A 12,283-nucleotide genomic window follows, 5' to 3' on the forward strand; every position below is an offset into this window, starting at 1 on the left:
CCCGGGGGGGGGCGGGGGGGGGGGGGGGGGGGGGGGGGGGGGGGGGGGGGGGGGGGGGCGGGGGGGGGGGGGGGGGGGGGGGGCGGCTCGGCGGTACCGGAGGAGGGACTGTATATAAGGGACATTCCGCCAAGCCTTGCGGCCCGGGTGCCTGCCGAGCAGCGGGGGCCGGGGCTGGGGCGGGATTCCGTACGGCTGCTGGTCTCGCGGGGCAGCACGGAGGTGTCCCTGCGCCCCTTCCGGGAGCTGCCGGGGCTGCTGCGGGCCGGGGACGTGCTGGTGGTGAACACCTCGGCCACGCTGCCGGCCGCCGTGGACGGCCGGCTCGGCCGCGAGGACGTGGTCGTGCACTTCTCGACGCGGGGCGACGACGGCAGGTGGTCGGTCGAGCTGCGGACCCCGGCGGGCGGGGGCACGACGCGCCCGCATGCGGGCGGGCCGGCCGGGGCGGTGGTCGAGCTGCCGGGCGGCCACGCCCTCGTACTGGAGGAGCCGCTCTCGGCGGGCGCGGACCGGCTCTGGTGGGCCCGGCCCGTAGAGCGGGAGCTGCCGCCCGTGGGGGCGGCTGGACGGCCTGAGGGCGGTCCCGGGGTGCAGCAGGCGTACGGGGCGGGCGCGGCCGGACGGTCAGGCGGCGGCACTCCCGGGCCGCTGCGGGAGGACGGGCCGGGCGCGGCCGGACGGTCAGGGGGCGGTGTTGCCGGGCCGCTGCGGGAGGACGGGCCGGGCGCGGCCGGACGGTCAGGGGGCGGTGTTGCCGGGCCGCTGCGGGAGGACGGGCCGGGCGCGGGCGGACGGCCTGAGGGGGTTCCCGGGTTGTTGGGGGCTTATGGGCGGCCTATTCGGTACGCCTATACGGAGCGGGATCAGCCGCTGGCGGCCTACCAGACGGTGTTCGCGGTGCCGGCGGCCGATGGGTCGGGGTCGGCGGAGATGCCGAGTGCCGCGCGGCCCTTCACGGCGGAGCTGGTGGCGCGGCTGGTCAGCCGGGGGGTGCAGTTCGCGCCGCTGACCCTGCACACGGGGGTGGCCTCGCAGGAGGCGCACGAGCCGCCGTACCCGGAGCGGTACGAGGTGCCCGCGGCCACGGCCTGGCTGGTGAACGCGGCGCGGGCGGCCGGCGGGCGGGTGATCGCGGTGGGGACCACGGCGGTGCGGGCCCTGGAGTCGGCCGCGGACGCGCGGGGGCGGGTGCGGGCGGCCCGGGGCTGGACGGACCTGGTGGTGACGCCGGAGCGCGGGGTGCGGGCGGTGGACGGGCTGCTGACCGGGCTGCACGAGCCCGAGGCGTCGCATCTGCTGATGCTGGAGGCGGTCGCGGGGCGTGCCGCCGTACGGCTGGGGTATGCGGAGGCGGCGGCCCGGCTCTGCCTTTGGCACGAGTTCGGGGACGTCCATCTGCTACTCAGGAATGAGACCGGTCACTGAATGCGTTGCTCCAGCAACTCATGGTGAGACCGTTACGTGCCCGATGTGAGCCCGCACATAGGACCCACATCACTTACGAAGCTCCCTAGTGGACAGGTAAAGACCCTGTCAGCACGGGCGCGCGTAGCGCCGGGGCCGGAAATCGGGCCTCGGCGCGCGCCCCTGATCCACTAAGCGGGATCGTACGTCACACCTTTGCCACAGGATTTTGCCGCCGCTAAGAATTGCTCCCGTCGCACAGCGCCGCGGATCCCCGGATCCCAGCGACGCCTTCCTGCGGCTCCCGCGATTCGAAGAGGTTGCCCCGCCATGTCTGCTTCCAGCACTCCCGGTCACAGTCGTCTGACGAAGGCACACAAGCTGTCCTTTGCCGGTGTCGCCACCCTCGGCGCCGCCGCCCTCGCCTTCTCCCTCGTCCCGGCCGGTGCCGCGGAGGGCCACACGATCTCCGCCGCCCCCGTCGCCTGGACCAAGGTCGTCGACGGCGCCCAGACGCAGGCCGTGCAGCAGCACCTCTCCGCCCAGCTGGTCGTCGCGAACAAGGCGGCGAAGGACGCGGCCAAAGCCAAGGCCGACGCCGAGGCCGCCGCCAAGGCCAAGAAGGAGCGCGAGCAGGAGCAGGCCGCGAGCCGGTCCGCCGCCCGCACCCCCGTCTTCGCGAACAACCTGGACGGCTGGATCAAGGAAGCGCTCTTCATCATGAAGCGCGAGGGCATTCCGGGCACCTACGCCGGAATCCACAAGAACATCATGCGCGAGTCCAGCGGTAACCCGATGGCGATCAACAACTGGGACATCAACGCCCAGAACGGCATCCCCAGCAAGGGTCTGCTCCAGGTCATCTACCCGACCTTCAAGGCGTACCACGTCAAGGGCACCAAGTTCGACCAGTACGACCCGGTCGCCAACATCGTCGCCGCCTGCAACTACGCGGCCGACCGCTACGGCTCGATGGACAACGTCAACAGCGCCTACTAGGACGCCGACGGCATCAAGGACGGCATCAAGTCCCCCCATGCGCCTGAGGGCGGCCCCCGGATTACCGGGTGCCGCCCTCAGGCGTTTTCGCGCTTCGCGCGGGCGCGGGCCGGGCCGGCTACTTGCCGGCGCGCATGACCTCGGGCTCGTGGCGGCGCAGCAGGCGCTGCACCGCGAAGCCGCAGGCGATGCCGATGAGCAGCAGGATGGTGATGTTCAGGCTCCACTGGCCGACCGTGGCGTCCCAGAGCGGGTCGGTGTTGGTCGGGTTGTCGCGGTCCCACGGCGGCATGAGCTTGCCGAGGTTCAGCGTGGTGCCGGCGGCGGCGACGGCCCAGCGGGACGGCATCAGCCAGGCGAACTGCTCCAGGCCCGGGGAGTCGTAGACCTGGAAGAGGATGCCGGTGAAGACGACCTGGACGATCGCGAACATGACCAGCAGCGGCATGGTCTTCTCGGAGGTCTTCACCAGCGAGGAGATCACCAGGCCGAACATCATCGAGGTGAAGCCGAGCGCGATGACCGACACGCAGAGCTCGACGGCCGGCGGCATCAGCAGGCCCTCGACGGGCAGGTCGCGGGGGGCGAAGCCGATCCCGCAGATGATCACGCCCTGGATGGCCGTGATGACGCCGAGGACGATCACCTTCGACATGAGGTACGCCGACCGGGACAGGCCCGTCGCGCGCTCACGCTCGTAGATCACGCGTTCCTTGATCAGTTCGCGGACCGAGTTCGCGGCGCCGGAGAAGCACATGCCGACCGCGAGGATCAGCATGATCGTGCCCGCGTCGCCGTTGAACTGGGACGGCGGCGTCGGCGGCGCGAGGCCGAAGGTCGCGGGGATGACCGTGGAGACCACGCCGAGGACCGCGGGCAGGATCAGCATCAGGCCCATGAAGCCCTTGTCCGACGCGATCACCGAGACGTAGCGGCGGATCAGCGTCCACAGCTGCGAGCCCCAGCCCTGCGGCTTCGGCGGGCGCATCTGCTGGACCGGGGGCATCGCGACGGACTGCGGGGCGACCGCGTCGATGTCGGCGGCGTACAGCTGGTAGTGCTGCGAGCCCTTCCAGCGGCCGGCCCAGTCGTAGTCGCGGTAGTTCTCGAAGGACGAGAAGACGTCCGCCCACGTGGTGTAGCCGAAGAAGTTCAGCGCCTCGTCCGGCGGTCCGAAGTAGGCGACCGACCCGCCCGGGGCCATGACCAGCAGCTTGTCGCAGATGGCCAGCTCGGCGACGGAGTGCGTGACGACGAGGACCGTGCGGCCGTCGTCGGCGAGGGCGCGCAGCAGCTGCATGACGTCGCGGTCCATGCCCGGGTCGAGGCCGGAGGTCGGCTCGTCCAGGAAGATCAGCGACGGCTTGGTGAGCAGCTCGAGGGCCACGGACACGCGCTTGCGCTGACCACCCGAGAGCGAGGTGATCTTCTTGTCCTTGTGGATGTCGAGCTTGAGCTCGCGCAGCACCTCGTTGATGCGGGCCTCGCGCTCGGACTCGGCGGTGTCGCCGGGGAAGCGCAGCTTGGCCGCGTACTTCAGCGCGGTGCTGACCTTCAGCTCCTTGTGCAGGATGTCGTCCTGCGGGACCAGGCCGATGCGCTGGCGGAGCTCCGCGAACTGCTTGTACAGATTGCGGTTGTCGTAGAGGACGTCGCCCTGGTCGGCGGGCCGGTAGCCGGTCAGCGCCTTGAGCAGGGTCGACTTTCCGGAGCCGGACGGGCCGATGACGCCGATGAGCGACTTCTCCGGGACGCCGAAGGTGACGTCCTTGAGGATCTGCTTGCCGCCGTCGACGGTGACCGTCAGGTGGCGGGCCGAGAAGGAGACCTCGCCGGTGTCGACGAACTCCTCGAGGCGGTCGCCGACGATCCGGAACGTCGAGTGGCCGACGCCGACGATGTCGTTCGGGCCGAGCAGCGCGGTGCCGGACTTGGCCAGCGGCTGACCGTTGACGTAGGTGCCGTTGTGGCTGCCGAGGTCGTGGATCTCGAAGCGGCCGCCGGGCATGGAGCGGAACTCGGCGTGGTGGCGGGAGACCTGGAGGTCGGAGACCACCAGCTCGTTCTCCAGCGCACGGCCGATGCGCATGACGTGTCCCAGCGAGAGCTGGTGGAACGTCGTCGGGCTGCGGTCGCCGCCGTGGTGGGGAGCGGCCCCCTGCGCCGGGCGGGCCGCGGCCTGGCCGGCGCCCTGCTGCTGCGGGACGTGCGGCTGCTGAGACTGCTGAGGCTGCTGTTGCCAGGCTCCCGGCTGGGGCTGCTGCTGCGGAGCCTGGTAGGCCGGGGCCTGCGGCTGGGCGTAGGCCTGGGCCGGGGCCTGCTGGGCCACGGCCGGTTGGGGCGCCGCGGCCGCGACGGGATTCAGCCGCGGCCCGTCGGTGGCGTTGCCGAGGTGGACCGGCGTGCCCGGTACGAGCTCGGCCTGCTGCACCCGGGCGCCGTGCACGTAGGTGCCGTTGGTGCTGCCGTGGTCCTCGATGCCCCAACCACGGCCGTTCCAGCTGATGGTGGCGTGTCGCCACGACACCCGGGCATCGTCGATCACCACGTCTCCCTGGGGGTCGCGCCCCAGCGAGTACGACCTGGACGGATCGAGCGTCCAGGTCCTTCCATTCAATTCCAGTACGAGTTCCGGCACTCCAGCCCCACTTAAGTCCCCCGAGAATCCCCCATGACGTCAGGGAGTCTAGGGATGGCGAACATCCGGGGGAACTATTTCAGGCCTGCGGCCACATGTGGAATCGGGGCCGCGCCGGGGCGTCTACGTCTGCCCGTTGACGGGGGCGAAAGTCACCCGGAGAGTGAGATACGGGACTTCTCGCCCGGCGGTCCCGCTCCGCTCGCATCGGAGGACCGCTCATGCGCCGCATCCGTTGGGGAGACGTCCTGCTGTCCTCCGCCGCCGCCGCGGGCTGGTCGCTGGTGGCGATGGCCGCGGTCGCCGCGCTCGGGCTGCACCTGCTGGGGGCCGACGCGGCAGGGGGCTCGCTGGGGCCGATGACCGCGGCGGTGGTGGTCCTGGCCGTGGGCGGAACCGTTACCCCCTCGGGTGACGTGTCGGTGTTCGGGGCGGCCACGGCGGGCGGTGCGGGCGCCGAAGCCTCGCTGGACGTGATGCCGTTGGGGGTGGGGCTGGCCGGAGCGCTGGTGCTGGCGCACCTGTTCCTGCGCTCCCTGCGGGCGGGCGCCGCCGCCGGTGAGCTCCTGGCGCGGGCGGTGGTGGTCGTGGGGCTGTTCGTCGCGGCGGCGGGGGTGCTGGCGTGGGCCGGGCACGACGTGGTCACCCTCGACGGGGCGGTCCTGCCGCGGGCTCCGGTCCGGGTCGAGGTGCCGGGGATCGGGGATATCGGCGGGCTGCTCCCGGACCGCGTCGGGGAGCTGATCGAGACACGGGCCCGGGTGGGGTTCTCGGTGGAGCCGGGGCCGACGCTGCGGGCCGCGGGGGTGTGGGCCGCGGTGGTGCTCGCGCTGGCCCTGCTCGTCTCGCGGCGCGGGCCGGCGGTATTCGCGCGGCTGCGGCCGGCCGCCTCGGCGGTGGTGGCGATGCTGCTGGCGGCGGTCGCGGCGGGGCTGGCCGCGGCGGTGTGGGCGGCGCTGGGCGAGGAGCGGCCCGGGCGGGTGCTGGGCGCGGCCCTGCTCGGTGCGCCGAACGGCAGTTGGGCGGGGGTGCTGCTGGGACTGTTCGTCCCGCTGGACGGCCGGGCCACCGGTGAGCCGGCCCGGCTGCTGCCGGATCCGCTGGACGAGCTGCTGACGGGCTCCGCGCGGGAGCCGGTGACGGTGGCGCGCCTCGCGGAGTACGACGGGCGGGTGTGGCTGCTGGTGGCGGGGGCCGGGCTGCTGCTGCTCTACGCGGGCGTGCTGGCCGCCGTACGGACTCCGGGGCGCGGGATCGCCGGGTGCGCGGCGCGGCTGTCGGCGGTGACCGGGGTGGCGCTGGCCGCGCTGGTGTGGCTGACGGCCCTGTCGGCGGACGCGTCCCTCGCGGTGCTGGGGGTGGACGCGGTCGACGCCGGGGTGGAGCTGCGCGGGTCCGTCCCGCTGGCCCTGACGCTGGGGGCGGTGTGGGGGGCGGCGGCCGGCGCGCTCGGCGCCCTGCTGGCCCGCCACCGCCGCGCGCCCCTGCCGCAGACGGGTCCCGGTGCGCCCGCGGGCCCCGGATGGCCCGACCCCCGCCGGGCCGGGCCGGGGACCGGAGCCGGCCCGGCCGGCCGGCCCGCGTGGCCCGACGCCGGCCGGGACCCGCGGCCGGGGGCGGGGCCCGGCTCCGGTGCCGGCGGGCGGTGGCCCGATGCCCGCCGGGGTCCCGGGGCGGGTGCCGGGCGGGGGTCCGGGGCGGGTGCCGGGCGGGGGTCCGGGGCGGCGGGCGGCGGCCCCGGCCGGGCCGACCCCGACGCGCCGACGGCCTCGTACGGCCAGGGCCCGCCGCCGGGCCGCCGGACCGATCCGCACCAGGGGCCGGACGGGTCCTGGGACGTGACGGTGACCGGCATCCCGCCGAGGCCGCCCCGGCCGCCGAAGCCGCCGCGGCGGCCGCCGTTCACCCCGCCTCCCCCGCCGGCCGCACCTCCGCCGCCGAAGCCGCGCTGACCGCCGGCGCCGTCTGAAGGGTGGGACGGGGGTCCTGCCTTCCGGGACGGGAAGATACGGTGAGAGCACCATGAGCGCATCGCAGACCTCCGACGTCCCCACCCTCCTCGTCAAGATCTTCGGCAAGGACCGTCCCGGGATCACCGCCGGGCTGTTCGACACCCTCGCCGCCTACTCCGTCGACGTCGTCGACATCGAGCAGGTCGTCACCCGTGGCCGCATCGTCCTGTGCGCCCTCGTCACCAAGCCGTCCGTCGGCACCGAAGGCGAGCTGCGGGCCACCGTCCACAGCTGGGCCGGATCGCTCAAGCTCCAGGCCGAGATCCTGTCCGGTACCGGTGACAACCGTCCGCGCGGCAGCGGCCGGTCGCACGTCACCGTGCTCGGGCACCCGCTCACCGCCGAGTCCACGGCGGCCATCGCCGCCCGGATCACCGGGACCGGCGGCAACATCGACCGTATCTTCCGGCTCGCCAAGTACCCGGTGACGGCCGTGGAGTTCGCCGTCTCCGGCTGCGAGACCGAGCCGCTGCGCACCGCGCTGGCCACGGCCGCCGCGCACATCGGCGTGGACGTGGCCGTCGTATCGGCGGGGCTGCACCGCCGGGCCCAGCGCCTCGTCGTCATGGACGTGGACTCGACGCTGATCCAGGACGAGGTCATCGAGCTGTTCGCGGCGCACGCCGGGTGCGAGGACGAGGTCGCGGAGGTCACCGAGCGGGCCATGCGCGGCGAGCTGGACTTCGAGCAGTCGCTGCACGCCCGGGTGGCGCTGCTGGCGGGTCTGGACGCGTCCGTCGTGGACAAGGTCCGCGCCGAGGTGCGGCTGACCCCCGGTGCCCGGACGCTGATCCGCACGCTCAAGCGGCTCGGCTACCAGGTGGGCGTGGTCTCCGGCGGGTTCACCCAGGTGACGGACGATCTGCGGGAGCGGCTGGGGCTGGACTTCGCCTCCGCCAACACCCTGGAGATCGTCGACGGGAAGCTGACCGGCAGGGTGACCGGCGAGATCGTGGACCGGGCGGGCAAGGCGCGGCTGCTGCGCCGCTTCGCCGCGGAGGCCGAGGTGCCGCTGTCCCAGACGGTGGCGATCGGCGACGGTGCGAACGACCTGGACATGCTGAACGCGGCCGGGCTGGGCGTGGCCTTCAACGCCAAGCCGGTGGTCCGCGAGGCCGCGCACACGGCGGTGAACGTGCCGTTCCTGGACGCGGTGCTGTACCTGCTCGGGATCACCCGTGAGGAGATCGAGGCCGCCGACCTGACCTGAGCGCCCCTGCCCGTACGACGTGGGAGGGCCCCGGCGGCCGGATCGGCTGCCGGGGCCCTCCCGTACGTGCTCCCCGGTCAGTGTTCCTTGGGGGTCCAGTAGTCGAGCAGGGTTCCGGCGCCGGGTTCCAGGGACTTCCACGGGCCGGCGAAGGAGACGACGGCGAGGGCGGCGGTCGGGAAGCCGCTCCGGGTCATCCGGGCCAGGGCGTCGTCCTGCGCACGGCTGGACAGGATGTCGGCGAGGGCGTGCATGCCGGGGTTGTGACCGATCAGCAGGAGGTCGTCGACGTCGTCGGGGGTCTCGTTCAGCAGGGCGATGAGCTCGCCCGGGGAGGCCTCGTAGAGCCGCTCTTCGTAGTGGGTCTTGGGCCGGTGCGGCAGCTCCTGGACGGCGACCTTCCAGGTCTCGCGGGTGCGGGCGGCGGTGGAGCAGAGGGCCAGGTCGAAGGTGATGCCGGTTTCGGCCAGCTTCAGACCGACGGCCGCCGCCTCCGCGCGGCCGCGTTCCGCCAGCGGACGGTCGTGGTCGGACACCTGTGGCCAGTCGGCCTTGGCGTGCCGGAGGAGGGCGATCCTGCGGGGTGTGTCGGCGCTCATGGCTCCCAGCTTCGCATGAAACGGGCCACGGGGCGCAGGGTGTTGAGGGCCCGCATCCGGTGGTGGGGCACGGCCCGGCGCACCCCGGCGCACGCCCGGTCAGCCGACGGCGCGCAGCAGCTGCTGGGTGACGTGGAGCAGTCCGGTGGCCTCGCCGGTGGCGGCGTGGGCCTCGGCGGATCCGGCGAGGAGCAGCAGGAGCAGGCCGAAGGCGAGCGCGGGCAGGGCCAGCGCCCACCAGTGCAGACGGGCGTCGGCGCCGTGCCGGGCACCGGCCGCGGCCCGTGTGCGGGCGACGGTACGGGTGCCGCCGGCGGCTCGGGGGCCGGGCGGGAGGGAGCGGGTGTGCGTGGGGGCCGACATGGCCGCCTCCGGGGTGCTGACGGGACTGGCTCGCTCCTTCGAATCTATGGATTCGAAGGGGCGGTTCCCATCGGGGTCACACCCCAGTTCACCCTGAGCCTGACCCCCTAGGGGTGGTGGGGTTATCCCCACCCCCGGGGAGCCGCGGGGCCCCGGGGTCCGTCAGGGGGAGGCGATCGTCGCGATGACGGCGATGATCACGGTCACGGCGATCATCGCGCCGAAGACGAGGCCGAGCTTCTTGCGGCCGTTCTGCGGGTTCGGTTCAAGTACGGGCGACATGCGGGTCAGTCTCGCATGCCGCATTCGTCCTCGATCGTGCGGTCCCGGCCCGCCAGGATCCCGAGGGCGATCTGCGGGACGAGCAGCCCGGCCATCAGGGCAAGCGGCAGGTCCCAGCCGCCGCTGTGCTGGTAGAGCGTGCCGATGACCAGGGGGCCGGGGATGGAGATGAGGTAGCCGGTGCTCTGGGCGAAGGCGGAGAGCTTGACGACTCCGGCCGGGGACTTGGCGCGCAGCCCGATCATGGTGATGGTCAGGGGGAAGGCGCAGTTGGAGACGCCGAGCAGGAGCGCCCAGGCCCAGGCGCCGGCGGCGGGGGCGAGGTAGAGGCCGAGGTAGCCGGTGAGGCCGAAGAGGCCTAGGACGGCGGCCAGGAGGCCCTGGTTCTTCATCCGGCCGGCGAGGCCGGGGATGACGAAGGCGAGCGGGACGCCCATGACCATGGTGACGGCGAGCAGCACTCCGGCGGTGGAGGCGGAGACCCCGGCGTCGCGGAAGATCTGCGGGAGCCAGCCCATGGTGATGTACGCGCCGGTGGCCTGGAGGCCGAAGTAGCAGGCCAGGGCCCAGGCGGTGCGGCTGCGGGTGATCCGGGGGCCGGTGTCGGCCCGTACGCCGGCTCCTTCGCCGGATCCGGCGGCCGCGGCGCGCTCGGCGCGGGCGGCGCGCCGGGAGGCGCGGGCGATGGGCAGCCAGGGCAGTACGGCGGCCAGGGCGAGCAGGGCCCAGATCAGCAGGCCGGTGCGCCAGCTGCCGCCGAGGGCGTCGGTCAGCGGGACGGTCGCGGCGGCGGCGAGGGAGGTGCCCGCGGCCAGGGCCATGGAGTACAGGCCGGTCATGCTGCCGACCCGGTCCGGGAAGTAGCGCTTGACGATGACCGGGAGCAGGACGTTGGTCAGGGCTATGCCGGCCAGGGAGAGGGCGCTGGCGGCGAGGAAGGCGGCGGCGCCGTCCGCGAAGGGGCGGATGAGCAGGCCCGCGGCGACGGCGGCCATGCCGGCGCAGACGACGGCGGCGGGGCCGAAGCGGCGGGAGAGCCGGGGCGCGGTGACGCCGAAGACGGCGAAGCAGAGGGCGGGGACGGAGGTGATCAGCCCGGCGACGGTGCCGCTCATGCCGAGGCCGGTGCGGGTCTCCTCGAAGAGGGCGCCGAGGCTGGTGATGGCGGGCCGCAGGTTGAGGGCGGCGAGCACGATGCCGACGATGAGGACCGGTCCGAGCCAGGCCGGCTGCGCGACCGCGCCCGGGGACGGGGTCGTGAGGGCGGCGGCTCCGCCGGTGGTCGGCCGTGCGGGCTTGCGGCCCGCGGCGGGGCGGTCGAGGATCTTGATTTCATCGTCGGACATTCGACCATCATAGAATCATGGGATGATTGGTTGTCCAGTCGTTCCCGAGGGAGACCCGAGACCCATGCCGCTGACCTCGCCCCGGCGCTCCGCGCTCGTCGACCAGGTGATCTCCGAGCTGCGCAACCAGATCACCTCCGGCGAGTGGCCGGTCGGCTCCCGCATCCCGACGGAGCCGGAGCTGGTGGAGCTGCTCGGCGTCGCCCGCAACACCGTGCGCGAGGGCGTACGGGCGCTGGCGCACAACGGCCTGCTCGACATCCGGCAGGGCTCGGGCACCTACGTGATCGCCACCAGCGAGCTGGCCGGCGTGATGCACCGCCGCTTCGCGGGGGCGGAGCCGCGGCACATCGCGGAGCTGCGCTCGACCCTGGAGTCCTCGGCGGCCCGGCTGGCGGCGGAGCGGCGCACCGAGCGGGACCTCGTACAGCTGGACGCGCTGCTCGCGCGGCGCGAGGAGGCCTGGGCGGGCGGGGACGCGGAGGTGTTCGTGGCGGCGGACGTGAGCCTGCACATGGCGGTGGTGACGGCCTCGCACAACGACGTGCTGATCGAGCTGTACGCGGACCTCGGCGACCTGGTCGCGGACTGGCTGCGGACGGATGTCGGCACCGAGCTGCATCCTTCGGCGCACCTGGACCACGCCCGGCTGATCGAGGCGATCCGGCGCGGGGACGGGGACACGGCCGCCTCGGAGGCGGCCGGCTATCCCTTCGCCTGCCTCGGCAAGGGCACGGCCGGCTGAGATCCGTTCACGGCCGCTGGTGGCTGACCCAGGCCGAGCGCACCTCTTTCCAGCAGCGGCCGGCGAGCTCGACGCGCCCGGCCGGGCCGACGGCCACGGCGGCGCCGTCGCCGTCCACGTCCCACCAGCGGTCGCACTCGACGTGCAGTCGCACCAGGTCGGTCTGCGGGTAGCGGTTGTGGCAGTACGCCGTCACGGTCGAGCCGCTGATCTCGGTGTCGCAGTCGGCGCCGAACAGGTCCCGGGCGGCGGTACGCGCGGGCTGCACGGGCGGCTCGGCGGGGATCTCGGCGAGGTCCACGACGGCGAGGTCCACGACGGCGGGGTCCACGACGGCGGGGGCGACGGCTTCGGGGGCGGGGGCGGGCTCGTCGGGCGCGGTCCGCGCGAGGGCGCCCGGACCCAGGAGTGCGGTCAGGACCACCGAGGTGACCAGCAGCGATACCGCTCCGCTCGATCTCGCGCGCAATCCCGTACCTCCTCCCCGCAGCAGCCGAGAAGATCCCGACTGGGTCAGTTTGCAGGCATCTGTCCTGGTTTTCGACTCGGGAAGATCCGATCAGCCGGTGAACATCCGATCGAGCGCGCGAAAACGGCGGCGGGGGGGGGGCCCCGGGGGGGGGCGCGGGCGCCCCCGGGGGGGCCGGCGGGGGGGGAGGGGGGCCCCGGGGGGGGGGCGGCG

The 12,283-nt window shown here is 73.8% G+C and carries 11 protein-coding genes; 5 read left to right on the forward strand and 6 right to left on the reverse strand.

What is annotated here, in order from left to right; translation table 11 throughout:
• Positions 1–123 precede the first annotated feature (123 nt).
• Entirely contained in the window at positions 124–1,428 is a 1,305-nt protein-coding gene (locus ACFWP3_RS40215; protein ID WP_384231605.1) for an S-adenosylmethionine:tRNA ribosyltransferase-isomerase, read from the forward strand.
• 309 nt (positions 1,429–1,737) lie between these two features.
• Complete coding sequence (locus ACFWP3_RS40220; RefSeq protein ID WP_384231586.1) at positions 1,738–2,406, forward strand: transglycosylase SLT domain-containing protein; 669 nt, start codon at positions 1,738–1,740, stop codon at positions 2,404–2,406.
• A 118-nt stretch (positions 2,407–2,524) separates the two neighbouring features.
• Here ACFWP3_RS40220 and ACFWP3_RS40225 read toward each other — a convergent pair whose 3' ends face one another.
• On the reverse strand, positions 2,525–5,023 hold the full coding sequence (locus ACFWP3_RS40225) for an FHA domain-containing protein (RefSeq protein ID WP_384231609.1): 2,499 nt from the start codon (positions 5,021–5,023) through the stop codon (positions 2,525–2,527).
• Positions 5,024–5,265: 242 nt separating this feature from the next.
• Here ACFWP3_RS40225 and ACFWP3_RS40230 point away from each other — a divergent pair, with 242 nt between their 5' ends.
• Complete coding sequence (locus ACFWP3_RS40230; RefSeq protein ID WP_384231589.1) at positions 5,266–6,996, forward strand: streptophobe family protein; 1,731 nt, start codon at positions 5,266–5,268, stop codon at positions 6,994–6,996.
• Between the two features lie 70 nt (positions 6,997–7,066).
• Positions 7,067–8,266, forward strand: coding sequence for a phosphoserine phosphatase SerB (serB, locus tag ACFWP3_RS40235; RefSeq protein ID WP_384231591.1), 1,200 nt, complete (start codon positions 7,067–7,069; stop codon positions 8,264–8,266).
• Positions 8,267–8,343: 77 nt separating this feature from the next.
• Here serB and ACFWP3_RS40240 read toward each other — a convergent pair whose 3' ends face one another.
• From ACFWP3_RS40240 to ACFWP3_RS40255, 4 genes are all read right to left on the reverse strand, one after another.
• Complete coding sequence (locus tag ACFWP3_RS40240) at positions 8,344–8,865, reverse strand: SixA phosphatase family protein (RefSeq protein WP_384231594.1); 522 nt, start codon at positions 8,863–8,865, stop codon at positions 8,344–8,346.
• Positions 8,866–8,964: 99 nt separating this feature from the next.
• On the reverse strand, positions 8,965–9,228 hold the full coding sequence (locus ACFWP3_RS40245) for a hypothetical protein (protein WP_384231597.1): 264 nt from the start codon (positions 9,226–9,228) through the stop codon (positions 8,965–8,967).
• A 162-nt stretch (positions 9,229–9,390) separates the two neighbouring features.
• Positions 9,391–9,510 carry an SGM_5486 family transporter-associated protein gene (locus ACFWP3_RS40250; protein ID WP_279628666.1) on the reverse strand — a complete coding sequence of 40 codons (120 nt, stop codon included), beginning with the start codon at positions 9,508–9,510 and terminating at the stop codon, positions 9,391–9,393.
• A gap of 5 nt (positions 9,511–9,515) precedes the next feature.
• The gene (locus ACFWP3_RS40255; RefSeq protein ID WP_384231600.1) at positions 9,516–10,856 is read right to left on the reverse strand and encodes a CynX/NimT family MFS transporter; all 1,341 of its coding nucleotides are present in this window, start codon (positions 10,854–10,856) and stop codon (positions 9,516–9,518) included.
• Between the two features lie 64 nt (positions 10,857–10,920).
• Here ACFWP3_RS40255 and ACFWP3_RS40260 point away from each other — a divergent pair, with 64 nt between their 5' ends.
• Positions 10,921–11,601 (forward strand): FadR/GntR family transcriptional regulator, encoded by a 681-nt coding sequence (locus ACFWP3_RS40260; protein ID WP_384231602.1) that lies wholly within the window; start codon positions 10,921–10,923, stop codon positions 11,599–11,601.
• Positions 11,602–11,608: 7 nt separating this feature from the next.
• On the opposite strand, the gene ACFWP3_RS40265 is transcribed toward ACFWP3_RS40260, so the two are convergent.
• On the reverse strand, positions 11,609–11,902 hold the full coding sequence (locus tag ACFWP3_RS40265; RefSeq protein WP_384231612.1) for a hypothetical protein: 294 nt from the start codon (positions 11,900–11,902) through the stop codon (positions 11,609–11,611).
• Between the last annotated feature and the right edge of the window lie 381 nt (positions 11,903–12,283).

Source organism: Streptomyces sp. NPDC058525 (assembly GCF_042719495.1).
In the GTDB taxonomy this organism is placed as follows: Bacteria; Actinomycetota; Actinomycetes; order Streptomycetales; family Streptomycetaceae; genus Streptomyces.